This window comes from Gilvibacter sp. CC01, from assembly GCF_055755295.1.
Genome location: NZ_CM146909.1, coordinates 564,044 through 587,729 on the forward strand (window position 1 = coordinate 564,044; position 23,686 = coordinate 587,729).

Genomic DNA, 23,686 nt, shown 5'->3' on the forward strand with positions numbered 1-23,686 from the left:
TTATTGTCTTCTGTTTGCCAATAGCGGCGGTGGTTCCCCCGTAAAGGGATTCCAGCGTCCAATACTCTTTGCATTCATACCAGCAGCCTTGATCACCGCCCGATCGCCATATCTGGCACGCATCTTATCCATAGCCTGATACAGATTAATGATCTTTTCGTTGTCCTGAAACAGATCGATCTGATGCCCACCAGAAATCAAATGACTGAACCGCACACCAATTAAACGCACCAAAAGTCTGCGCTGATAGAGCTTTTGGTACAGCTCCATGACCACTGGCAGTATCTTGTGATCTGCTGCACTATAAGGAATGCGCTTTTGCATGGTATAAGTCTGAAAATCCGAATAGCGGATCTTTACCGTAACACAAGCCGTAAGTTTATCTCCGCGCCGTAGTTGGTAAATGAGATTCTCCGCCATGGCAGTCAATATTCCTTTTAATTTCTGCGGATCTGTGGTGTCCCGATCAAAGGTGCGTTCTGTAGAGATGGATTTGCGCTCGTGGTATTGCACTACTGGTGAAGGATCTATTCCATTGGCCTTGCGCCAGATCACCTGTCCGTTTTTGCCAAAGACCCTGGCCATCATATCCAAAGGCATCTCTTGGATAGTTTGGATCCGCTTGATCCCCAGATCACAAAGCGAACGGTAGGTGACCTCTCCCACCATCGGGATCTTCCGTACGGAAAGCGGCGAGAGAAAGGGTTTTTCGTTACCCTTTTTTATGCGGATCTTATTGTTGGGTTTGGCCTCTCCAGTGGCGATCTTAGAAACGGTTTTGTTGGTAGAAAGCCCAAAGGAAATGGGCAGTCCCGTCTCTTTGATGATCCGATCCCGCAGCTCCGAAGCCATTTTATGACATCCAAAAAAGCGGTCTGTCCCTGTGAGGTCAATGTAAAACTCATCTACAGAGGTTTTTTCATAAAGCGGTACGCTCTCTTTGATCACATCAGTAACCATATCAGAGAATTTAGAATAGACCCCAGAATTTCCCCGCAGCACAATCGCCTCTGGGCAAAGCTGTTTGGCCATCCGCATGGGCATGGCCGAATGTATTCCAAAAGTACGGGCCTCATAACTGCAAGAGGCCACTACCCCACGGTCTGTGGTTCCGCCTATCAATACTGGTTTTCCTTCCAATCGGCTGTCTAATAGCCGCTCACAGGACACAAAAAAGGTGTCCAGATCCATATGCACTATCGCGCGTTCACTGTTCATATTCGCAATCCTTTTTTAGAATCGGCATAACGCGGATCCGCAATGATGGGCAACCGCTCCATTCTACTTACCTCTACCGATACACATCCAAATTCTTCCATCACTACGCCCGTGATTCGGTAAATTCCCTTGCCCCTAAAAGGGTATCTTTTGGCCACCGGCGGGAAATGTACGGTGTCAATAAAATCGCCATCGCGGTCTAAGAAGTTGCCAAAGAACATGCCTTTTCCGCCTGTGGTGTTGGTGCGTTTAGTGGTCACCAAATAGCCTTCTATGGTTATGGTTTTACTGATGTAAGCCATAAGTTGTCGGGCCCGCAGGGTATTCCCACCCGGATTCAGCAGCAAGAAAAAAGGCGAACACAGCGGAAAACCCAAAAGCTCCATCTGATCAAAAGCATCTTCTAAAACCGTGGTGCTGAGTTCTGGAGTTTGATAGTTGATCTTCTCTGCCTTAAAAAGTGAAGGCATGGGTTCTACCACCGCTGTTTTGCCCAGCTTCATATGGGCTTCCCAAAGCAGTTCTCGCTTATTGACTCCTGTAAAACGAAAGGCATCTATCTTGATTAAAATGGCGAGCTGCTCCATACCTACCGGCACGCGCTCTATAAAATCGTCCAAGCTTTCAAAAGGGCCATTAGCCGCACGTTCACTGAGCAAGGCCTTGGCTGTATTGCTCTCAAAAGCGTGCAAAAACATAAAGCCCAGATAAATGTGTTTGCCTTTGATGATGGTCTCGTGCTTGCTGGTATTCACACAGGGCGGTTCAATGATCCCGCCGTGCAACCGCGCTTCATGCACATAGAACTCTGTACGGTAAAAGCCGCCAAAATTGTTGATGGTCGCTACCATATATTCCAAAGGGAAATAGGCCTTGAGATACAGACTCTGATAGCTCTCTACCGCATAAGAAGCTGAGTGCCCTTTGGCAAAAGCGTAACCAGCAAAACTCTCTATCTGCCGCCAGATCTCCGCGATCAAGGCATCGGGTTTGCCGGCATTGCGGCAGTTCATAAAGAATTGATCCTTCACCTTGGCAAACTCTTCTCGAGAGCGGAACTTCCCAGACATCCCGCGGCGCAGCATATCGGCCTCGCCCAAGGTTAACCCACCAAAATAGTGAGCCACCTTGATCACGTCTTCCTGATACACCATAACTCCGTAGGTCTCTGGCATGATGTCTAGTAGAATCGGATGGGCATCCTTGCGCCTTTCCGGGAAACGGTAGCGCAGTATGTATTCCCGCATCATTCCAGATTTGGAGACCCCGGGGCGAATCACCGAACTGGCAGCAACCAATCCTAAATAATCGTCCACCCGAAGCTTTTTGAGCAGCATCCGCATGGCTGGAGATTCTACATAGAAACACCCAATGGCCTTGGCATTGCGCAGTAGGTATTTGATACGCTCGTCTTCTTTAAAACCTTTGATGTCGTGAATGTCTATGGGCTTTTGCTTTGGGCGATTGTAGGCCACAATACCTACAGTCTCTTTGATCTTCCCCAGCCCGCGTTGGCTCAGAATATCAAACTTATACAGGCCAATATCTTCTGCCACTACCATATCAAACTGGGTGGTAGGAAAACCCTTGGGCGGCATGAAGGTGGCGGTGTAATAATGTATGGGTTTTTCTGCAATGAGAATGCCTCCGGCGTGAATCCCCAGATAATTGGGAAAGCCCTGAATGCGCTTGCTGTAGGTCACTACCAAACGAGAAAGGGAATCCAATTGCTCAAAGACATAGCTACCCGCAGAAAGCAGATCGATCTCGGCCTTGGGCAAGCCAAAGACTTTCCCTAATTCACGCACAGCAGCCTTGTATTTAAAAGTGTTGTAAACCGTGAGCAAGGCGCAGTTGGGAAAACGTTTAAAGATGAACTGAGTCACGTCATCCCGATCACTCCAAGAGAAATCAATATCAAAATCGGGCGGGTTTTTGCGGTACAGATTTATAAATCGTTCAAAGTAGAGATCCAACTCAATGGGGTCTACGTCTGTGATCCGCAGCAAATAAGCTACTATACTGTTGGCGCCACTGCCTCGGCCCACATAGAAATACCCTTTGGAACGGGCGTATTTTAAGATCTTCCAATTGATCAAGAAGTAAGAGATAAAGCCCATTTCTTTAACTATGGTCAGTTCCTTTTGAATACGGTCTAAGATCTTATCGTCTGCGGATTCGTATCTATAAGCCAAACCTTGATAGGTCAGTTTTTTGAGCAGTCTAAAATCCAACTCGGCATTGCCGGTATAGGTCCTTTGATTGTTGGGCGTCTCGTTAGAAAAATCAAACTCAAAACGACAAGCCTCTAACAGTGCCGTAGCATTGTCCAACAAAAATGGAAAAGCCGCATATTGCTGCTCTAAAGCTTGAGGTGCACACAAAATATGTGTTTCTAAACCTTGCTCAGATTCTGGCAATTTGCTCAAAAGGGTATTGTTATCTATAGCCCGCAAAAGCCTGTGGGTGTTGAAACTGCGTTTGCCTGCAAAGCTCACGGTATAGAGTGCCACCAACTTGTGCTTGCGCTTGAGCCAGGGAGAAAACTTCAATCGATTCAGATCCTGAGGGCAGACGCCTAAAAACTCGTGCTCGGCTAATTTGGTTCCCTTAAAATTCGCAAAAGGGTAGATTATAAAACTGTCTTTAAGTGTAGCTGCCCGTGCAGGGGTCTGTAGATCTTCGTGTAAAAAATAAGACAAATAGCGGTTGATCTGCGCAAAGCCTTTGTGGCTTTTTGCCAAGGCGATGAATTGCTGCTCGGCCCCGTTTCTAAAATCCACGCCTACTACCGGTCTGATGCCGTATTTCTGACTCAATCTCAGCAGATCAAAGCAGGCCGAAACATTGTTTATATCGGTAAAGGCCATTTGCTGTATCCCTAGGCTGGAAGCGGCTTCCAGCAAAGGTTCCGGAGCAAAAGTGCCGTAACGCAAACTGTAGTATGTATGGGTATTGAGAAACACATTTCAAAATTAGCTATCATTTGTAGTAATTATTGCTTATATTTGTAGTAAATGAATAAAATTATTCACAAAAATATCAGACATCTGCGCAAGCTCCGTGGACTCACTCAAGAACAGTTCGCAGAAGAGCTGCAAGTACCTCGTTCGCGTATCGGTTCTTATGAAGAAGGCCGTTCTGAACCACCCATTGCAATGCTGGTAGCCTTGTCTGATTTCTTTAAAATTCCTGTAGACATCTTGATCAAGAACGATCTGACCAGCGCCCAAGACCATTCTTTTATTGAGATCGGGCAACAACGGGTGCTGTTCCCCATTCAGGTAGACGAGACCAACGAAAATGTTATTGAAGTGGTGCCTGTAAAGGCTTCTGCAGGTTATTTGTTGGGTTATGATGATCCGGAATACATAGAACAGTTAGAAAAGATCAAGCTGCCCTTCTTACCTACGGGAAAACATAGAGCATTCCCCATTAAAGGAGATTCCATGCTGCCACTTAAAGACGGTTCTTATGTAGTGGCCCGCTTTGTGGAAAGCCTGGACGACATTAAAAACGGAACCACCTATGTGGTGGTGACCCTTAACAACGGAATCACCTACAAACGCGTAGAGAACAATTTAAAAACTCAGGGGAGCATTCGTTTAATCTCTGACAACAAAGCCTATGAAGCCTTTGAAGTTCCTGCCGCAGAGATCGTAGAGCTCTGGGAATTCACCTGTTCCATCAACACTCAAGAATACGATGCCCAAGAACTTAAAATAAGCAGTATTGCACAAATGCTTACTGAATTGCAGGTGGAGTTGCAGAGTTTGAGGTAATAGGAGGCTATTCGGATTCTTATGGATTTAGGCTTTACCTTTCTGTACGGGGCTTTCAGCCCCTCCCCAATTTTAAATTAGCCCATTTTACGAGCTTTAAAAAGCACTACATGTTAGAATTCATAAATCTATTTATGATATCTGCAAATGGCTAGCGACACTAAAAGCACAATAGCTCTCGACTATTTACATTAACCTTTCTACTTTGAAGAAAGCTATGACTGGAACTGCAGAGTTTACGGCAGTAGTTAGTATTCAACACTTAGTAGTTAGCACTTGGAAAACATTAAACATGTAGTGAATTGCTTCGCTGGAAAAATAAGCCATTAAATACTAGCCTCTAAATACTAGCCTCTAAATACTAAACACTAATATCTAATTCTTATCCTCCAAAAGCGGTACAAAACGGAACTCGCCATATTCTTTCTTGACGAATTTAGTTTCTGATTCCCTTGTATAGACTGTCATGATCTGCACCTTCTCGCCTACAGGAATCACCAAGCGGCCACCAATGGCGAGTTGCGCCATGAGTGGTTTGGGAACAAAAGGAGCGCCGGCGGTAACGATCACCCCATCAAAGGGAGCGAATTCTGGCAAGCCCTTGTATCCGTCTCCAAAAATCAGTCGTTTGGGGCGATAGCCCAATTTAGGCAAGAAGAGTTGCGCCTTTTTGAAGAGTTCATTCTGGCGCTCAATGGTAAAGACCGTTGCTCCCATTTCCATAAGCACAGCAGTCTGATAACCACTTCCTGTTCCAATCTCTAAAATCTTTTCTCCAGGTTTGACTTGAAGTAGTTCGCTTTGACGCGCTACGGTATAGGGTTGTGAAATGGTCTGGTCCGCAGCAATGGGAAAGGCTTTATCCACATAAGCGTGGTCTAAAAAGCTGGAATCCATAAACAAATGTCTAGGGATCTTACCAATAGCATCCAAAACTGCTGGTTCTGCTATGCCTTTGGCTTTGATCACCTCGACCAATTGCTTGCGCTTGCCTTGATGTTTAAAGGAATCTTTCACGGTTAATTTGAGTCTCACAAAGAAAACGAACTAAAAGTTTTCCTGCAAAAATCACGGCCGATTTATCCTGTGAAGTTCGGGGAATAAATACTATTTTTGTAGGTGTGATCGCTAGGGCACAATTCGCTCTGAGATCAGTCAAAATCAACAATCAAAGACTATGCTTAAAGCCGGTGTTGCAGGTGCGGGGCATCTGGGAAAGATCCATTTAAGACTTTTGCAAGAATCCGATCAATACGAGTTGATGGGGTTCTACGATGCGGACCCTAAACAGGCTGCAGCTATTACAGAGGAGTTTGGGTATAAAGCCTACCCAAGCTTAGAGGCCCTAATTGCCGATTGTGACATGGTAGATGTAGTAACGCCTACCTTATATCACTTTGAAACGGCCAAAAAGGTCATTGAGGCTGGTAAGCATTTGTTCATTGAAAAGCCGATCACTACAACAGTAAAAGAAGCTGAGGCGCTCAGAGCCTTGGCCAAAAAACACAAAGTTCGCGGACAGGTAGGACAGGTAGAACGCTTCAATCCTGCTTTTCGAGCGGTAGTAGATCGATTTGACAATCCTATGTTTATTGAAAGCCATCGTTTGGCAGAATTCAATCCTAGAGGTACAGACGTTTCTGTTGTATTGGATCTGATGATACACGACATCGACGTGATCTTGAGTGTGGTTAAATCACCGGTTAAATCGGTTACCTCAAACGGAGTTTCTGTTATAAGTTCTACCCCAGATATCGCTAATGCGCGAATCGAATTCGAGAACGGCTGTATCGCGAATTTAACTGCCAGTAGAATTTCACTTAAGAATATGCGCAAGAGTCGTTTCTTTCAGAAAGATGCATACATTTCTGTTGACTTTTTAGAAAAGAAATGCGAAGTGGTAAAAATGATGGATGCTCCAGAGACTCCAGACGACTTTGCCATGATACTCACCAATGCAGATGGTGACAAAAAGCAGATCTATTTTGACAATCCGGAGGTAAGACCGAACAATGCCATCCTAGACGAACTCAACACTTTTGCAGAGGCGATCAAAGATGATAAAACGCCTATAGTGAGCTTGCATCAAGGCACGGAAGCACTGCGCTTAGCCATGCAGGTCATTGAAAACTTTAACAACTAAGAACTTCATATATGAAAAACGTAGCCGTAATAGGTGCAGGAACCATGGGTAACGGAATTGCCCACACTTTTGCCCAATTCGATTATAAAGTACAACTGATAGATATTTCTCAAGCCTCTTTAGACAGAGGAATGGCCACGATCACCAAGAATCTGGACCGCATGGTCGCCAAAGAGAAGATCAGTGAAGAAGACAAGGCGCGTACCCTTGGGAACATCACCACTTACACCAGCCTAGAAGAAGGTGTGGAATACGCGAGCCTAGTTGTTGAAGCGGCTACAGAGAATGTAAACCTGAAACTGAAGATCTTTCAAGACTTGGACAAATTGTGTCCGGACGATACCATCCTGGCTACTAACACCTCATCGATCTCCATTACACAGATCGCGGCAGCGACCTCAAGACCAGATATGGTTATTGGGATGCACTTTATGAACCCTGTACCGATCATGAAATTGGTAGAGATCATTAAAGGTTATAACACCAGTCAAGAAACCTACAACACCGTTGCTGAGATCTCTAAAAAGCTCAATAAGGTTCCTGTAGAAGTAAATGACTACCCTGGATTTGTAGCCAACCGTATCTTGATGCCAATGATAAACGAGGCGATAGAAACCCTTTACAATGGTGTTGCTGGAGTACAAGAGATAGATACAGTAATGAAACTTGGAATGGCCCACCCAATGGGACCTTTACAATTGGCCGACTTTATTGGTCTGGATGTTTGTCTTTCTATATTAAACGTGATGTATGAAGGCTTTAAGAATCCGAAGTACGCTCCGTGCCCACTGCTTGTAAACATGGTTATGGCAGGAAAATTGGGAGTTAAGAGCGGAGAAGGCTTCTACGATTATTCAGAAAGTCGCAAGGCCGAAAAGGTCGCAGCAATGTTTTCTTAATTTATGGCTGATGTTCGTCCCTTTGCCGCAGTAAGGCCGGCACGCGAACTGGTCAGCATAATGGTGAGCAGATCTTATGACACCTACTTGCCCAGCGAGCGGAATGCGCGAATGAAAGCCAATCCGTTCTCGTTTTTGCACATCATCAATCCGGGCTTTAAATACCAGAAGAAACTCTCTGGCCAGGAACGTTTTGAGATGGTTCGCAACCGCTATTTGGAATTTAAAGAAGAAGGCAATCTTATCCAAGATCCGCAGCCCTGCTATTACATATACCAGATCATAGATAGAGATGGGCATACCTATCGTGGTATCATTGCGGCAGTGAGCACTGAAGATTACCAAAACAATGTCGTGAAGCGACACGAAGACACTTTGGCTCAGCGCGAAACACTGTTTACAGAATACCTACACACGGTTGGTTTTAACGCGGAGCCCATCCTGCTTACCTATCCACCCAACGATCCCTTGGAAGAGATCATGGATCAAATAGTGCGAGTACGTGCAGAATATGAATTCACCACCACCTTTAGAGATACGCACTATTTATGGCCGGTAAGTGAAGAGGCTCATGTAAAAGGCATCAAGTCTTGTTTCTCAGCTATGCAACAGATCTATATTGCAGATGGGCATCACCGCTGCGCGAGTTCCGTGCGTTTGGCGGAGCAGATGCAAGAAAATCCTTTGGGAGAAGGGCAAGACAGCTACAATTTCTTTATGAGCTTTCTAATTCCGGAGAGCGATCTGCGGATTGAAGCCTTTTATCGCATGGTTAAAGATCTCAATGGCTTGAGCAAAGAGGCATTACTCATTAAGTTGGACGAATTTTTCCGTATAGAGAATCGCGGGGTAAGCCCATATGCTCCAAGTAAGAAGCATCATTTTGGGATGTATTTGGACGGAGAATTCTATTCGCTTTATCTGAGAAAATTCAAAGTGGAATTCCAAGATGCCTTACAAGCGCTAGATTCTCAATTACTACTAGACACCATATTACAGCCAATATTGGGCATCAAGGACCCTAGAACAGATAAACGCTTGAGCTACCACAGTGAACGCGAAGGAAAGTTCAACATCAAAGATGCTGTAGATTCTGGTAAATTTGCTGTGGGATTCAGCATGGTTCCTGTAAATATCGAAGAATTAAAAGCAGTGGCCGACCAGCAACTAACTATGCCACCTAAAAGTTCTTATATAATGCCCAAATTACGATCGGGCATAACCATTTACGAGTTTTAATGAGCATAGCAGAAAACATAAAGCAATTCAAGGAAAAGCTCCCTGAGCATGTAACACTGGTTGCAGTATCTAAGACGAAGCCTACCAGAGATCTACAACAAGCCTACGATGCCGGGCAACGGATCTTTGGTGAGAACAAGATCCAAGAAATGGCGGCCAAATGGGAGCAGCTTCCAAAGGACATTGAATGGCACATGATAGGCCATGTACAGACCAATAAGGTTAAGTATATGGCGTCTTTTGTGAGTCTAATTCATGCCGTAGACAGCCTGAAGTTGCTCAAGGAGATCAATAAACAAGCTAAAAAGCACGAGCGGGTGATAGACTGTTTGATCCAGTTAAAGATCGCTTCGGAAGACAGTAAGTTTGGCCTTCCTCCTGCGGACTTGGAGTCCTTATTAGCCAAGAAAAAAGAACTACAACTCGATCATGTCCGTATAGTCGGCCTAATGGGCATGGCTACTTTTACTGAGAACGAGCAGCAGCTACGGAGTGAATTTGATATCTTGAAAGAAAAATACGACCAACACCAACAAGCTGAAGCCTTTCACGTTCTCTCCATGGGGATGAGTGGCGACTACCCAATAGCCATAGCAACGGGCAGTACCATGATCCGCGTAGGGAGTGCCATTTTTGGCGCCCGTAATTACAATTGATGTACGCGATTTTAGACATAGAGACCACTGGAGGGAAATACAATGAAGAAGGTATTACCGAGATCGCTATTTATAAGTTTGACGGCCACGAGATCGTAGATCAGTTTATCAGTTTGGTGAATCCCGAGCGAAAGATCCAACCTTTTGTGGTAAATCTAACTGGGATAAACAATGAAATGCTGCGCAATGCGCCTAAATTCTACGAGGTAGCCAAACGCATCATTGAGATCACCGAAGGTTGTATCTTGGTAGCTCATAATGCTCAATTCGATACGCGTATCTTGCGCACTGAATTTGACAGACTCGGTTACAATTATGAGCGCGAATCCTTATGTACTGTGGAGTTGGCTAAAAAGCTGATCCCAGACATGCCCTCTTATAGTTTGGGCAAACTGGTGCGCTCCTTGGGTATTCCCTTAAGTGACAGACATCGGGCGGCCGGTGATGCAAAAGCTACGGTTACCTTATTCAAGTTGCTACTGAGTAAGGATCAGAAGAAAGAGATTATCAGTCAAACCGTGCGCATGGAAGCCAAGCGGCAGTTGGAACCCAAACTGCTAGACATGGTAGAAGCCACCCCTTCTGTGACCGGAGTGTATTATATGCACCGAGAAGATGGGAGTATCATTTATATCGGCAAAAGTCGGAACATTAAAAAACGCTTGAACCAGCACTTTACCTCAGACAATAGAAAGTCCAAAAAAATTCAACTGGAAGTTGCTGCGGTAAGCTATGAGGCAACCGGAAGTGACTTAATAGCTCAGCTTAAAGAATCCGAAGAAATAAAACGCAACAAGCCGCGCTATAATCGAGCCTTGCGCAAGACGATCTACAATTATCAATTAGGGCTAACTAAAGACGAGGCGGGTTATCTTCAATTCAAGATCGAAAAGACCAATTTGGACAAACCGGCCATAACCACTTTCACCAATTATCAACAGGCCAAGTCACAACTCTTTAAGATCACTGAGCAGCATCAGCTCTGTCAGAAACACACGGGACTACACAAAACCAGCGGGCCGTGCTTTTTACACACGATCAAAGAGTGCTTCGGAGCCTGTATAGGAGAAGAACCTGTAGACCAGTACAATGCTCGTGTAGAGCGCTATTTGGCCATGCACAGCTATGAGAATCAGAATATGGTCATTATAGATTACGGCCGAGAAGTAGACGAGCGCTCCGTGATATTGATAGAAGACGGTGTTTACCGCGGTTTTGGTTTTTTTAACCTCAATTACCAGATCAACAACCTGGAAATTCTCCGCAGTATCATCTCGCCTATGGAAGACAATCGGGATGCGCAGCACATCATTCACTCCTTTTTAAGAAGGAAAAAGGTACTCAAGATCATTCCACTAGAGAAGCTACAAAACGGCTCAAATTTTAACTAGCTCATTTTTTCTCTTAAATTTACAGGGTGAAGGACTATAAACCCAAGAAAACAGCGCGCTGGCGCAGTCGCATCCACGAGGTGATCTACGAGGCCGATACACCCTCTGGCAAGACCTTTGACGTGATCTTGCTGATATTGATCGTACTCAGTATTGTCTTTGTGATGATGGAAAGTGTGGAATCTATAGACGCCAAGTATCATGACGAGCTGTATATAGGCGAATGGATCATAACAATCTTCTTTTCGATAGAATACATTTTACGGATCATCAGTATTAAGCGGCCGTCTCGCTATATCTTTAGCTTTTACGGCATCATAGACTTTCTAGCGACTATTCCCTTGTATTTATCGCTTTTTTTGGGAGGAACGCAAGCCTTGGTGACGGTTCGTGCTTTGCGTTTGCTGCGGATATTTAGAATTCTAAAAGTGACGCGCTATGTAGGAGAATCCAATAAACTGGTACGTGCCATTCAACATTCTTGGGCTAAGATCTCTATTTTTCTCTTTGCGGTGCTCATTGTTTCTATCATTGCCGGAACGCTCATGTACTTTATAGAGGGCGAAGAAAGCGGTTTTAAGAACATTCCTATAAGTATCTATTGGTGTATCGTAACCCTAACTACTGTGGGTTATGGAGACATCGCACCGATTACGCCGCTGGGACAATTCCTTTCTGCGCTGATCATGATCATGGGTTATGGGATCATTGCTGTTCCTACCGGAATTATCAGTGCTGAATATGCCAGAAATACTAAAGTAGTACATACCAATACCCAAAGTTGTTCCAACTGTGGTAAATCTGACCATAGAGATAATGCCAAGCATTGTTTTAACTGCGGAGAAGACTTGCACCCAAACGACGAATAATTAATGAGTGCTAATAGCCAAGGCGTACTGCTCTGTGTTGTAGGGCCAACAGCAATAGGCAAAACGGCTTTAGCTGTACAACTGGCCCAGCATTTCAATACAGAAATTATCTCTGCAGATTCCAGGCAATTCTTTAAAGAGATGTGCATAGGGACAGCAGTTCCGAGCCCTGAAGAGTTAGCGGCTGCGCCCCACCACTTCATTCAACACCTCAGTATTACCGATTCCTATTCTGTTGGAGATTTTGAGCGAGACGCCATTGCCCTATTAGATGAGTTATTCAAAGAGCACCCAGTGGTAGTCCTGGTAGGCGGCTCCGGACTCTATGTGGATGCAGTGACCAAGGGTTTAGATGAATTCCCAGAAATAGCTCCAGGAGTACGAGATGCGCTCAATCAGCAACTCAAAAATGAAGGAATAGCGAGCCTTCAAGATGAGCTGCAGCAAAAGGATCCGGAGTACTACAGCGAAGTTGACCTACAAAATCCGCATCGATTAATACGCGCTTTAGAAGTAATTCAACAAACTGGAAAGACCTTTAGCAGCTTTAGAAATCAGCAACCAAAACAAAGGGCATTCAAAACCATTAAGCTTGGCCTAACAGCAGAGCGGGAACTCATTTACGACCGCATTAACAGGCGGGTAGATATTATGATGCAAGAAGGCCTCTTACAAGAAGTAAAAGGCCTATTATCGTTTAAGGATCTCAACGCTTTACAGACGGTGGGTTATCGCGAACTGATCGGTCACTTGGAAACGGATACACCGCTACAGGACGCCATAGACGCTATAAAACAAAACACGAGGCGATTTGCCAAAAGGCAACTCACTTGGTTTAGAAAAGATCCTCAGATCCAATGGTTCGATTATCAAACTCCTACGGCCGAGATCGTCTCAGCCTTAGCAGCACAACATAACGAACTACAAAGATCCTAGTTCTCTACTTCGTCTTTTACCACCAAACGGAATCCTTCTCCGTGAATGTTTAGAATCTCAACACCGTCGTCTTTGCTCAAATACTTACGCAGCTTAGCAATATAAACGTCCATAGAACGAGAGGTAAAATAGTTATCGTCTCTCCAGATCTTGGTCAAGGCTAATTCACGTGGCATAAGGTCGTTCTTGTGCAAGGCCAATAAGCGCAACAGATCGTTCTCTTTTGGAGAAAGCTTGCTTGGCTCCTCTTTGTTGTAAGACAAAAAGCGCAGTTTTGAATTCAAGTGGAACTTTCCGATCTGGAATTCGAACTGTTTGCTGTCCGATAAGGAATCTGTAGCCTTGCGTTGGATGATCGCCTTGATCTTCATTAAGAGTACCTCAGAGTCGAAAGGCTTGTTCAGATAGTCATCTGCTCCTACTTTATATCCTTTCAGGACATCCTCTTTAAGTGCCTTGGCGGTCAAGAAGATGATCGGCACGTCTTTGTTCTTTTCGCGGATCTCCTTAGCCAAAGTGAATCCGTCCTTATAAGGCATCATCACATCTAAGATGCAAAGATCGAAATTGTCTTTCTTGAACTTTTCGAAGCCTTCCATACCATTTTTGGCGTGGGTTACATCGTACTCGTTCATCGCTAGGTAGTCCTTAAGGACTGTTCCAAAATTCGGGTCGTCTTCGACCAATAAGATTTTTTTATTTTCCGTTTCCATAATTAAGAGATTAATTGAAATTTTATACTAAAGGTACTTCCCTTGCCGCGCTCACTTTCTACATAGACCGTTGCTTGATGGTCATCTAAGATTCGTTTCACATAAGCCAGTCCAAGGCCGTGTCCTTTTACGTTGTGTATGTTTCCGGTATGTTCCCGGTAGAATTTTTCAAAGATTTGTTTTTGTGCCGATTTGGACATTCCTATCCCTTGGTCAACGATCTTGACCAAAATGGTATTCTTGCCCAATTCTGTATATACATCAATTTTAGGCGCTCCTTCTGAGTATTTGATCGCATTGTCAAGCATATTGACAAAAACGTTGGTCAGGTGGAAATCATTTCCCAAAATGGACGATTTCTGCGCATTGAAATGCGTTTTGATATATCCGCCTCTATCCTCTACCATAAGAGAAACACTGGTGATAGCATCTTCTACTATGTCGTGTAGTTTTACTCTTTCTTTCTTTAGATTGATGGATTTGTTCTCCAAACGCGAAATACGCAGCACATTCTCCACTTGGGCATGCATACGCTTATTCTCATCGCGTATCATTTTTAGATAGCGCTGTTTAAAATCATCGTCTTGGGCCACTTTAGGATTCTTCAGAGCGTCTAGTGCCAAATTAATAGTGGCAATCGGCGTTTTGAATTCGTGGGTCATGTTGTTTATGAAATCCGTCTTGATCTGTGAGATCTGACGCTGACGAATAAGTTGAGAGATTGCATACCAATAAGCCAAAATGATAATGGCCGTGAACAGTATAGAAAGCACCGAGATCCCAACTATAGAACCAAAAAGTTCCTTGCGAGTGTTGTCAAAAGTGACAAACAACTGGTAATTGAAATTATCATTTTGATCGATAAACATCGGAACCCCAAATGTAGAGGGCGCATTTATATCAAAATCTCTGGAGCGGACCTTTGTTGCCAATTGATTACTGTATACCCCGTATTCATAACTGGTGCGCATCCCTTTTTTGCGAAGTTCTTTATCGATCATCCTTTCAATTAGCTCTGGGCTTACCCTTTGATGAATCGGGATCTTTTCAGAGACCTTGAGCGCTATTTCGGAAATAACTGCCATCTCAAGCTCGTTCATTCGCTTATAAGTCTTATTCTCCGACTTAATCGGTGCAGCGCCGTCTATCCCTGGAGTAATGGTAGTGGTAACCTGTTCGTTCACCAAGCTTCTAAAAGCGATTGAGTCCATGCCTATATCCAGAAAGCTTGGAGAAAGCTTATAATCGCGCTGGACAATACCGTTGCTGAATATAAAGACCTCATTCTTGTCTTCGTCAATACGGCGATAAACGATCTCTGTGATCTTTGTGGAATCCGGCTCTTCGAAGTTCTCTTCTAGGGCAACGATAGCATTGTAGATCTGCTCCTGTTCAAAAAGCTGTATGTCCTGAGAAACAGCGATCATCACCTGGCGAATATCTTTGGTGAATTGCTCCTGCTTGGTCTGGAAGGAATTATTGATCCAATACGCCTGCACGAAGATAATCCCCAATAGTGCAACGCTCATGAATACAATGAGTATGACAAACAGTCTTTTGTTCATTGTTCAAAAGTACCTCTTTTAAGGCCCGGGCCGTTTCCGTTTAACCAAATGTTAACAAAAATGTCCGTTCGTCTATTTTTTGAAGGAAATAAGCTGCTTATGGAGCGAATTTACTTGCTTTCTAGTCTCCTCAAGATCAATGTTTTCAATAACGAAGTCTGCGAGTGGTATTTTCTGCTCATCTGGCCATTGATGCTGCATTCTTGCTAAGACCGCTTCGCGGGTCGCTCCATCGCGTTTCATGACGCGTTCTAGTCTAGTTTCTAAAGGAGCCGTGACCAAGATATTCTTGTCTGCTTGTTGGTAGCTTCCGTTTTCAAACAAGATCGCGGCTTCTTTGAGCACATAAGAACCTTCTTGCTCTTGCGCCCACTTGCTAAAGTCTCGCCCCACCGCAGGATGGACCAACTGATTGAGTTGTTGGAGCAATTCTGCATCGGCAAAGACCTTACTGGCAATAAAAGCACGATTGAGACGTCCGTCTGTTGTATAGGCCTCTTGACCGAGTAATGATTTAATAGATGCCACCAGGTCTTGATCTTGTACCATCAAGCGTTTGGCCCTATCGTCGGCGTAATAAACTGCGACCCCCAGAGCTTCAAAAAAGCGAGCAACAGTGGTTTTCCCACTTCCTATTCCTCCTGTAAGTCCAAGGATCATCATCTTATTGTATGGCAATAAATTCAATTTGATCTGGGCTTATACTTAAGCGTCTGGCTCCATCAGGGAAATCAATAAGTTCAGGGATCAGATACTTCCCGCCCGGTTCAACTTTAGAAAGGTCACAAACCACTTTAAAATCTGCCGGTTGTACAGATTTATAATCCGAAAAATTAATGGTGTATCGCACCGTTACCGACGAAGGAAACAACTGTATCCCTTGTTGCTGATCGTTCCCAACAAGTGTAATGGGCACAAGAACTTCGTTCTCGATGAACTCTTGCACTTCCATGCTGTAGGTGACCTCTTCTGGGTCCACCTTAACCCCAGCAAGCTCCTCTGGTAGGTTTATTCTCAGCGTACCTGTTATTCCCTCATCCAACTCCTTAAAGGAAACCGCTTCTGTTTGTAAGTTGGTGACTTTTAAAATTTGGTTCTCCGGACCTATAACTGTGACTGAATCCGGACTGATCGCGAAGGGAGTCATATAAGAATAACCCTCCTTAAATGTATAGTCTACCCGCGCTTGAACGGCTACTCTGCGCTGGCCCAAATCCCTTAAAGGAAGCTCTAAAGATGATTTATCGCTTAATACTGTTACCGGATGCTTGAGTTGAATAGTTGCAAGATTCTCTAAATTCTGCTTAGAGATCGTCCAGCGGGCTTGCTCATTCGGGCTTATGGTACTCAGATCAATGGAAAGTTTGGGTTTACTGAGCTTATAGTACAGGAATTCAAATCCAGACGCACTCACTCGGATCGGAATTGCAGTAGCCGCATCACTGACCATGGTATTGGCAGGCATGTTCACAAACTCAACCTCAGCCTGAATGTCCTGCTGGTACTGCTTAGAAAATTTAGTCAACACCCAGAAAAGCGTGGCCAAAATCAAAAAGAAAACAAAGGAATTGATATTTCCCTTACCCGATTTGTGTTTTTGTCGTTCTGCAGCCGTCATGGGTAAAAGTTACTTAAAAAATAAATGCGGGAATGCTTGCTGCGGATCTTTCTTAAGCAGGCGAACCTGCCAAAAACTTTTTAAGTATGCCATGCCGTAACCGTAGAATTGAACGCAGGTCGCCCAAAGGGCCATAAGTCCTATGCTAAGGCTTTTATTTAAGATGGTTGCATGTATTAGCAATAAGCAAAAATAGAAGGCATATAAAGCAGCAAACCACCAATATCCGAGAATCAAAAGGATCAGGCTTGCAACTAAGCCCAAAATAAATAGTGTAGGAAACCAAAAGGTGATCTTTCTGGATTCGGGATGCCAAGAGTTCAGAATTGGTCTTACCAATCCAAACTTGGTCACCTGTTGTTTAAATTTTAACCAAGAGATCCTCCGTTTATGAAATACTGCTGCGCCAGAGATGAATCCCGTTTTGAATCCAGCCTTCTTAATTCGCCAAGACAGATCAGGATCTTCTCCAGGGTGGATCTTTCCAAAACCACCTACAGCCTCAAAGCAGGCTTTGGATATTCCCATATTGAAACTTCTAGGTTCAAAATTTTGAACGGCAGTCTTCCTACCACGAATACCTCCTGTGGTCAAAAAGCTGGTCATACTGTAGTTTATTGCCTTTTGCAAATTGCTGAATGATTCATGCGCGGAATCGGCTCCTCCAAAACAATCCAAATAGTTAGTTGATAAGGCTGCCTCAACTACATCGAGATAATCTGGAGGCATTATCACATCTGAATCTAAAATAATAAAGTAGTTTCCCTTTGCCACTTTCATGCCGTAGTTCCTTGAGGGGCCAGGACCGGAATTATCCTTGTAGTGATAACTTATTTGGAGCTTATCTTGATATTGCTCTATAATAGACCTGCAGTCCTTCTGAGAGCCATCTTCAACGATACAAACTTCGAAAGGTATGTCCGTTGTAAAAGACACCATACTCGCTAAAAGCTCGTCAATCTCATCGGGACGATTATATATTGGTATTATAAAACTGTAGGCTCTCTTCATTCAAACACAAAAAAACAATTTTTTAACCAATCGTGAAAAGCCTAGAAGACTTCAAAACAAAAAAAAGCCACCCAGTGGGTGGCTTTCCAAATTTCTTTGTTTTGTTTAGTCAGCTTACTGCTTGATCAAACGGTAAGAACCTTGTTGATCGTCAGACACTACGTTTACAATGTAAACTCCTGCCTTAAGAGCAGCAACGTTGATCTCCTGAGAAAGTGCATTAGGAGCAACCTCAAGAACCTTTTGTCCAAGGATGTTGAAGAAAGTAACAGCTTGAATCTCGTTTTGAGCTCTTACAGTTACTACATCAACAGCTGGGTTAGGAACCATGCTGAATCCAGCGATCTGGTTGTCATCAGTGCTAAGTACGTAGTCCAACGTAAAGTTGTCTACACCACCGTGCCATCCCCAAGATCCACCAGCATCGTCATAAGTCCAACGAACTTGGAAGTCTGAGTTAGAAGCTGTACCAGTGAAAGTCTCAGAAAGGATAGAATCAATGTTAACATCGTAAACAGCTAGTGTTTCCCATCCAGCTCCTGCGTTTACTTCAGCAGTAAAAGTCTCACCATCTCCAACTTCTTGGAAAGCAACGTCATAAGTAATAGTTACATCACTAGTTACACCAGTAAGGTCGTACACAGCTGAGAACAAAGTGGTGTTAGAAGCATCAGCTCCATTACCACAAGCGTCATCGTCAAAGTACATAGCTGGAGTATCGAAGTCTGGACCAAATGGCATATCAGCACCGTTCAACCAGTCACAAGAACCTGTGTTCAGTACAGTAGACCATCCTGCTGGTAGACCAGAGTCAAAGTCTTCTGTTACAACTTGCGCAGTCATTCCAGCTGAGAATAATGCTGCACAAAACAATAAAGTAATTTTTTTCATATCACATGATTTAGTTTAAACTTTGACACAAAATTACACTAATATTTAATAAAACCAAATTCTATCTGTAATTAGGAATATCTATTTTACTCCTCCTTCATAAAGGCTTCCATTACTTCATTGCTCACTCCTGTATTTGAGAAACCGCCGTCGTTATAGAGATTCTGCAGCGTAACTCTTTTAGTAAGGTCACTAAAGAGACTCACGGTATAGTTTGCGCAATCAAGAGCAGTAGCATTTCCTAGTGGAGACATTTTCTCTGCATAAGCGATGAATCCGTCGAATCCTTTTACTCCTTGTCCCGCAGTTGTAGGAGTTGGAGACTGGGAAATAGTATTCACTCTAACTTTCTTGTCTTTTCCGAAGAAATATCCAAAGCTGCGCGCAATGGATTCCAAATAGGCTTTGTTGTCTGCCATGTCATTGTAATCTGGGAAAACACGTTGGGCTGCCATATAACTCAGCGCCACTATACTCCCCCATTCATTCATGGCGTCTTTTTGATACAGGGTCTGCATTACTTTATGGAAAGACAGCGCAGACACATCCCATCCCTTGTGGGTCCAATCGTATTTTTGATCGGTATAGGCTTTGCCTTTTCTTACGTTTACAGACATTCCAATTGAATGGAGTACAAAATCTAATTTGCCGCCTAGGGCTTCCGTTGCTCCGTCGACAAGCTTTTCCAGATCCTCTAAAGACGTAGCATCTGCCGGGATGATCTGTGAATTGGTCTTTTCTGCCAGAGCATTGATCTGCCCCATACGCATGGCTATTGGAGCGTTAGTAAGCACAAAGCTTCCGCCTTCTTCGTGTACTCTTTCTGCAGTTTTCCAGGCTATGGAGTTCTCATCCAAGGCGCCAAAAATAATTCCCTTTTTTCCAGCTAATAAATTGTAAGACATAGGTTGGTGTTTTATGCGGTCAAAAATAGTTAATTCATTAATTCTTTCGCGTGATTCAATGCGGTTTCGGACAATTGTTGTCCGCCGAGCATTTGCGCTATCTCTACCACGCGTTCTTCTTGTGTTAGCGCTTTCATTTGTGTGCTTACACCTTTATCGGTGTCTTGTTTGTATACTTTAAAGTGATGATTCCCTTTTGCGGCTACTTGCGGCAAATGGGTAATACTCACCAATTGCATGGACCTGGACATCTGTTGCATAATATCTGCTATGCGGTTGGCCACCTCTCCGGAAACCCCCGTGTCGATCTCGTCAAAGATCAAGGTTGCCAAGTTGGTATGTTTGGCCATAAGTGCCTTTAAAGCCAACATAACTCGAGAGAGCTCTCCGCCCGAGGCTATTTTTTGCAATGGCCCAGGTGCAATACCTTTATTTGCGCTAAAAAGGAAAGAAAGATTTTCGTGTCCGTAATTATTCGGCGCTGCAACCTCTTGGGCTACCACAAAATTCGCTGCCGGCATCTCTAACATGTGCAGGTGTTTGTTCACGGTTTCACAAACTTGTGGGATGACCGCTTTTCTCGCTTTGAATAATTTGTCTGCACAGCTGTCCATTGTTGCCTTTGCGCTTCGCAATGTTTCCTGAGCAGCCTTTAGTTGGTCCGATTGATCTTCTACCAAAGTAACCAATTGCTCTAATTCTTGTCGCTTTGCAATTAATTCCTCCACAGTAGTAGCGGCGTGCTTACGCTTTAAATCGTATAGGCTACGCGTAATTTCTTCCAAACTTGCTAAGCGCTCTGGGTCGTTCTCTATTTGTTCTTGTTGCTCGAACAAATGCGACTCCAGGTCCTCCAACTCTATTTGTAGGGATAACATTCGCTCCGCAGCTTCTTTGAATAAAGGAGATACCTTGGCTAGTTGTTGTAGCTGCTGATTGGCAGCAGCCAGCCCTACACTAGCACCCACATCTTCGGCACTCAGCGCTTGAAGCACTCCGCCTAAGAGTTCTTGGATCCGTTCTACATTAGACAGGGTTTCGTATTCTTGATCTATTGCAGCTTCGTCTATTTTATCCAATTGAAGTTCTTGCAATTCTGAGAGCAAGAATTTATTGTAATCAAATTCTTTATTGGCAGCAGCTTGAGCTTCCTTAAGTGTTTCTAGCGCCTTGTTGGCCTCTTTGTAAGCGGTAAAGGACGATCTGTAAGCCGACAACAATTCTTGGTTTTCTGCGATCAGATCTATCAGATCGAACTTAAATGCAGTGGTGTTTACAGCAGACTGTTGCCCTTGACTATGTATGTCTATAAGGTGAACTCCAAGAGCGTTCAGTACTTGTAAGTTCACTGGAGTATCATTGACAAAGGCCCTGGACTTACCCGAGGCTAGAAGTTCTCTTCGGATTATGGTATGCGTGTCAAAATCCAGGTCTTGGGTTTTAAAAAAATCCACGAGCTGAAACTTACTCAGATCGAAATGGCCTTCTATGACGCTTTTCTGAGATTTATCCTTAATGCTTTCCATGTCGGCACGCTGACCTAACAAAAGCCCAAGAGCTCCCAAGATGATAGATTTACCCGCTCCGGTCTCTCCGGTGATCACCGTAAAACCTGCTCCAAAATCGACCGATAACTGATCGATAAGGGCGTAATTCTTTATGGATAATGATTGGATCAAGCGTTCAAAAGCATTAAACGAAATCTGAAAAAATAAAGATAAGAAAGACTCCGCTTAAAAAAGCACTTTGAAGCGTTTAATATCGGATGTCCTCCCAGCTAGCTCGCTTGGTAGGTGCCATACGATTTAGGTCTTCTACCAATTTGGCGATGTCTACACGAGGGCCACCACTAAAGACCTTACTTATCTCGTTCTCTTTGGCGTCGAAGAAGGTTCTGAGCAAGAATGAATTCGGGCGTCTGTCGTTGATCATGCGCAGGCGACTCAAACTCTCGGACATGATCTCTTTGGCTTTCTTCGGATCTTCATGCATCACGTCTAAACCTAGACGGTGATAGTCGTACATCACATTGTGAAACTCTGCAAAGACATTAGACAGTAAAGCATCGTTATAACGGAAACGCGATTGCACCCCATCGGTAGCCTTCCATCCTAAGAAATTTGAAGAAGCTGCTGTATTGACTATCTGCTTAGCCACCTGAAAATAAGGGATTCCTCCATTTCTGCTGAATGTAGCAGCGTCTAGCCCAATAACTGTATACACGTGAAAAGCAACCACAGAGATCAAATTCGAATCGAAACTGTTCGGATTGAAGTTCAAGGGCTGAAATTCTCTATAAGTAAAAGAGAACTGCTTGTCGTTATAGTTGTATACTGGCGAATTGTATGAAGACCCATAAGCCGGACGCGAAGACTGCACCTGCAACGTGGCTGTAAAATCATCACCATCATAAGCGGTCACCACAATTACCAGATTCATGTCTATACGCTCTTGCGTAGCCATTTTCATGGTGGTCCATTGGTATTCGTTCACAAACTCTGCGATCTGATTCTCTAAGGTCTTGAAAATCTGCAGATCTGCTCGTGCCGTTTGCTCAGCATTCACAGTGACCGTACAACGGATCTCTTGTGCTGTAACACTTAAACTAAAGATGGTGCAAAGTATAAATAGAAGTCTTCTCATTGCTGCTTAATAATGTAATCGAGGATGTCTACAGCGACAGCTGCTTTATCCTTTAGATCAAACGGCAAAACGGCGCCGTTCTTATCTATAAAGGTGACTTTGTTGGTTTTGGATTTAAAACCAGCCCCTTCGTCTCTGAGCGAATTTAGTATAATTAAATCTAAATTCTTTTTCTCCAGCTTCTTTTTTGCGTTGTCTAGTTCATTCTGAGTTTCTAAGGCAAAGCCGACCAAATATTGCTGCTTTTTTTGGCTACCAGCCCAGCCCAGTATGTCTTGTGTCTTCTCTAGTTTTATATCTAGAGAATCTCCTGTTTTCTTGATCTTTTCTTGCGCTGGGTCTATTGGTCTGTAATCAGCTACAGCAGCGGCAAAGATTCCTATATCTGTCTTATTGTAATGGGATTGCACGGCATGGAACATCTCCGCAGCACTTACAACTCGGATCAGATTCACGCGCTTATCTTCTAATTGAATAGCAGACGGCCCGCTGACCAAGGTAACCTCGGCCCCAAGAGCCGCAGCTCGCTCCGCGATCTTGTAACCCATGAGTCCGCTGGAATGATTCCCAACAAATCGCACCGGGTCTATAGCTTCATAGGTAGGTCCTGCAGTAATTAGAACACGTTTGCCTTTTAAGGGCAACCCTTGGCTAATGTGTTCTTCTAAAAAAGAAATGATCTCTTCTGGTTCGGCCATACGTCCTTGCCCCACCAATCCGCTGGCTAGCTCGCCGTGAGCGGCTGGGATCTGAATGTTTCCAAAACCGCTTAATGTATCGAAGGTGTTTTGTGTAGAAGGGTGCTTGTACATGTCCAGATCCATAGCTGGAGCATACATAACTGGACATTTGGCAGATAAGTAAACGGCCAAAAGCAAATTATCGCAAACCCCTGTGGCCATCTTAGCCAAAGTATTTGCGGTAGCTGGAGCGATCAGTAAATAGTCGGCCCAAAGACCGAGCTCTACGTGATTGTTCCACTGGGCGTTTTCATCTTCCTCATTGGTGAAAGACGAATAGACCTCATTCTTAGATAAAGTGGAAAGGGTAAGCGGCGTAACAAAGTCTTTAGCCGCTGGAGTCATTACCACGCGCACCTCTGCGCCGGATTTGACCAACAAGCGTACCAGCCAGGCTGTTTTATAGGCAGCGATACCGGCGGTTACCCCCAGTAAGATTCGCTTTCCTTTTAAAACAGACATGATCC

21 protein-coding genes are annotated in these 23,686 nt (G+C 44.1%); 8 read left to right on the forward strand and 13 right to left on the reverse strand.

All coding sequences use genetic code 11. The features are described from left to right. Together dinB and AC0J2F_RS02645 are read right to left on the reverse strand one after the other, a co-directional pair. A complete protein-coding gene (dinB, locus tag AC0J2F_RS02640) occupies nucleotides 1-1,218 on the reverse strand; it encodes a DNA polymerase IV (protein WP_473008570.1) in 1,218 nt (405 codons plus the stop codon). Then, entirely contained in the window at nucleotides 1,215-4,184 is a 2,970-nt protein-coding gene (locus tag AC0J2F_RS02645; protein ID WP_473008571.1) for a DNA polymerase III subunit alpha, read from the reverse strand. The genes dinB and AC0J2F_RS02645 overlap by 4 nt, the downstream gene beginning before the upstream one ends. 51 nt (nucleotides 4,185-4,235) lie before the next feature. Here AC0J2F_RS02645 and AC0J2F_RS02650 point away from each other — a divergent pair, with 51 nt between their 5' ends. Beyond that, complete coding sequence (locus AC0J2F_RS02650) at nucleotides 4,236-5,000, forward strand: XRE family transcriptional regulator (protein ID WP_374957230.1); 765 nt, start codon at nucleotides 4,236-4,238, stop codon at nucleotides 4,998-5,000. Between the two features lie 375 nt (nucleotides 5,001-5,375). Here AC0J2F_RS02650 and AC0J2F_RS02655 read toward each other — a convergent pair whose 3' ends face one another. Then, a complete protein-coding gene (locus AC0J2F_RS02655) occupies nucleotides 5,376-6,017 on the reverse strand; it encodes a protein-L-isoaspartate(D-aspartate) O-methyltransferase (RefSeq protein WP_374957269.1) in 642 nt (213 codons plus the stop codon). Nucleotides 6,018-6,177: 160 nt separating this feature from the next. Between AC0J2F_RS02655 and AC0J2F_RS02660 the strand changes: the two genes are divergently transcribed. The 7 genes from AC0J2F_RS02660 to miaA are packed head-to-tail and all read left to right on the forward strand — an operon-like array spanning nucleotide 6,178 to nucleotide 13,133. After that, nucleotides 6,178-7,143: a Gfo/Idh/MocA family protein gene (locus AC0J2F_RS02660; protein WP_473008572.1), complete on the forward strand. Its 966-nt coding sequence runs from the start codon at nucleotides 6,178-6,180 to the stop codon at nucleotides 7,141-7,143. Between the two features lie 11 nt (nucleotides 7,144-7,154). Further along, a complete protein-coding gene (locus AC0J2F_RS02665; protein ID WP_473008573.1) occupies nucleotides 7,155-8,042 on the forward strand; it encodes a 3-hydroxybutyryl-CoA dehydrogenase in 888 nt (295 codons plus the stop codon). A gap of 3 nt (nucleotides 8,043-8,045) precedes the next feature. After that, nucleotides 8,046-9,281, forward strand: a complete 1,236-nt coding sequence (locus AC0J2F_RS02670; RefSeq protein ID WP_473008575.1) for a DUF1015 domain-containing protein — start codon at nucleotides 8,046-8,048, stop codon at nucleotides 9,279-9,281. Then, entirely contained in the window at nucleotides 9,281-9,937 is a 657-nt protein-coding gene (locus AC0J2F_RS02675; RefSeq protein WP_473008577.1) for a YggS family pyridoxal phosphate-dependent enzyme, read from the forward strand. The genes AC0J2F_RS02670 and AC0J2F_RS02675 overlap by 1 nt, the downstream gene beginning before the upstream one ends. Further along, entirely contained in the window at nucleotides 9,937-11,328 is a 1,392-nt protein-coding gene (locus AC0J2F_RS02680) for an exonuclease domain-containing protein (RefSeq protein ID WP_473008578.1), read from the forward strand. The genes AC0J2F_RS02675 and AC0J2F_RS02680 overlap by 1 nt, the downstream gene beginning before the upstream one ends. Nucleotides 11,329-11,354: 26 nt before the next feature. Continuing rightward, a complete protein-coding gene (locus tag AC0J2F_RS02685) occupies nucleotides 11,355-12,197 on the forward strand; it encodes an ion transporter (protein WP_374957224.1) in 843 nt (280 codons plus the stop codon). 3 nt (nucleotides 12,198-12,200) lie between these two features. Next, nucleotides 12,201-13,133 carry a tRNA (adenosine(37)-N6)-dimethylallyltransferase MiaA gene (gene miaA / locus AC0J2F_RS02690; RefSeq protein WP_374957223.1) on the forward strand — a complete coding sequence of 311 codons (933 nt, stop codon included), beginning with the start codon at nucleotides 12,201-12,203 and terminating at the stop codon, nucleotides 13,131-13,133. Here the strand turns inward: miaA and AC0J2F_RS02695 are convergent. The 10 genes from AC0J2F_RS02695 to coaBC all read right to left on the reverse strand — a co-directional run bounded on the left by AC0J2F_RS02695 (nucleotide 13,130) and on the right by coaBC (nucleotide 23,681). Then, a complete protein-coding gene (locus AC0J2F_RS02695; protein ID WP_087524925.1) occupies nucleotides 13,130-13,846 on the reverse strand; it encodes a response regulator transcription factor in 717 nt (238 codons plus the stop codon). The two genes, miaA and AC0J2F_RS02695, sit on opposite strands and share 4 nt — an antisense overlap. 2 nt (nucleotides 13,847-13,848) lie before the next feature. Further along, entirely contained in the window at nucleotides 13,849-15,411 is a 1,563-nt protein-coding gene (locus AC0J2F_RS02700; RefSeq protein WP_087524924.1) for a sensor histidine kinase, read from the reverse strand. A 72-nt stretch (nucleotides 15,412-15,483) separates the two neighbouring features. Continuing rightward, nucleotides 15,484-16,089: a dephospho-CoA kinase gene (coaE, locus tag AC0J2F_RS02705; RefSeq protein WP_374957221.1), complete on the reverse strand. Its 606-nt coding sequence runs from the start codon at nucleotides 16,087-16,089 to the stop codon at nucleotides 15,484-15,486. Further along, nucleotides 16,076-17,029 (reverse strand): CdaR family protein, encoded by a 954-nt coding sequence (locus AC0J2F_RS02710; protein ID WP_473008580.1) that lies wholly within the window; start codon nucleotides 17,027-17,029, stop codon nucleotides 16,076-16,078. Before AC0J2F_RS02710 ends, coaE begins: the two co-directional genes overlap by 14 nt. 9 nt (nucleotides 17,030-17,038) lie before the next feature. Further along, on the reverse strand, nucleotides 17,039-18,040 hold the full coding sequence (locus AC0J2F_RS02715; RefSeq protein WP_473008582.1) for a glycosyltransferase family 2 protein: 1,002 nt from the start codon (nucleotides 18,038-18,040) through the stop codon (nucleotides 17,039-17,041). A gap of 114 nt (nucleotides 18,041-18,154) precedes the next feature. Further along, nucleotides 18,155-18,931, reverse strand: coding sequence for a T9SS type A sorting domain-containing protein (locus tag AC0J2F_RS02720; protein WP_473008584.1), 777 nt, complete (start codon nucleotides 18,929-18,931; stop codon nucleotides 18,155-18,157). Nucleotides 18,932-19,017: 86 nt separating this feature from the next. Continuing rightward, nucleotides 19,018-19,836, reverse strand: a complete 819-nt coding sequence (locus AC0J2F_RS02725; protein WP_374958976.1) for an enoyl-ACP reductase — start codon at nucleotides 19,834-19,836, stop codon at nucleotides 19,018-19,020. A gap of 29 nt (nucleotides 19,837-19,865) precedes the next feature. Next, nucleotides 19,866-21,515 carry a DNA repair protein RecN gene (gene recN / locus AC0J2F_RS02730; RefSeq protein WP_473008586.1) on the reverse strand — a complete coding sequence of 550 codons (1,650 nt, stop codon included), beginning with the start codon at nucleotides 21,513-21,515 and terminating at the stop codon, nucleotides 19,866-19,868. Between the two features lie 76 nt (nucleotides 21,516-21,591). Beyond that, a complete protein-coding gene (gene porD, locus AC0J2F_RS02735; RefSeq protein ID WP_374957217.1) occupies nucleotides 21,592-22,479 on the reverse strand; it encodes a type IX secretion system protein PorD in 888 nt (295 codons plus the stop codon). After that, the gene (coaBC, locus tag AC0J2F_RS02740; protein WP_473008587.1) at nucleotides 22,476-23,681 is read right to left on the reverse strand and encodes a bifunctional phosphopantothenoylcysteine decarboxylase/phosphopantothenate--cysteine ligase CoaBC; all 1,206 of its coding nucleotides are present in this window, start codon (nucleotides 23,679-23,681) and stop codon (nucleotides 22,476-22,478) included. Before coaBC ends, porD begins: the two co-directional genes overlap by 4 nt. Nucleotides 23,682-23,686: the final 5 nt, after the last annotated feature.

Excerpts from the sequence above, each read along its gene's own strand:
- dinB (WP_473008570.1), bottom strand. The coding sequence starts at position 1,218 with ATGAACAGTGAACGCGCGATAGTGCATATGGATCTGGACACCTTTTTT.
- AC0J2F_RS02650 (WP_374957230.1), top strand. The coding sequence starts at position 4,236 with ATGAATAAAATTATTCACAAAAATATCAGACATCTGCGCAAGCTCCGT.
- AC0J2F_RS02660 (WP_473008572.1), top strand. The coding sequence starts at position 6,178 with ATGCTTAAAGCCGGTGTTGCAGGTGCGGGGCATCTGGGAAAGATCCAT.
- AC0J2F_RS02665 (WP_473008573.1), top strand. The coding sequence starts at position 7,155 with ATGAAAAACGTAGCCGTAATAGGTGCAGGAACCATGGGTAACGGAATT.
- AC0J2F_RS02670 (WP_473008575.1), top strand. The coding sequence starts at position 8,046 with ATGGCTGATGTTCGTCCCTTTGCCGCAGTAAGGCCGGCACGCGAACTG.
- AC0J2F_RS02675 (WP_473008577.1), top strand. The coding sequence starts at position 9,281 with ATGAGCATAGCAGAAAACATAAAGCAATTCAAGGAAAAGCTCCCTGAG.
- AC0J2F_RS02680 (WP_473008578.1), top strand. The coding sequence starts at position 9,937 with ATGTACGCGATTTTAGACATAGAGACCACTGGAGGGAAATACAATGAA.
- miaA (WP_374957223.1), top strand. The coding sequence starts at position 12,201 with ATGAGTGCTAATAGCCAAGGCGTACTGCTCTGTGTTGTAGGGCCAACA.
- AC0J2F_RS02695 (WP_087524925.1), bottom strand. The coding sequence starts at position 13,846 with ATGGAAACGGAAAATAAAAAAATCTTATTGGTCGAAGACGACCCGAAT.
- AC0J2F_RS02700 (WP_087524924.1), bottom strand. The coding sequence starts at position 15,411 with ATGAACAAAAGACTGTTTGTCATACTCATTGTATTCATGAGCGTTGCA.
- AC0J2F_RS02710 (WP_473008580.1), bottom strand. The coding sequence starts at position 17,029 with ATGACGGCTGCAGAACGACAAAAACACAAATCGGGTAAGGGAAATATC.
- AC0J2F_RS02715 (WP_473008582.1), bottom strand. The coding sequence starts at position 18,040 with ATGAAGAGAGCCTACAGTTTTATAATACCAATATATAATCGTCCCGAT.
- AC0J2F_RS02720 (WP_473008584.1), bottom strand. The coding sequence starts at position 18,931 with ATGAAAAAAATTACTTTATTGTTTTGTGCAGCATTATTCTCAGCTGGA.
- AC0J2F_RS02725 (WP_374958976.1), bottom strand. The coding sequence starts at position 19,836 with ATGTCTTACAATTTATTAGCTGGAAAAAAGGGAATTATTTTTGGCGCC.
- porD (WP_374957217.1), bottom strand. The coding sequence starts at position 22,479 with ATGAGAAGACTTCTATTTATACTTTGCACCATCTTTAGTTTAAGTGTT.
- coaBC (WP_473008587.1), bottom strand. The coding sequence starts at position 23,681 with ATGTCTGTTTTAAAAGGAAAGCGAATCTTACTGGGGGTAACCGCCGGT.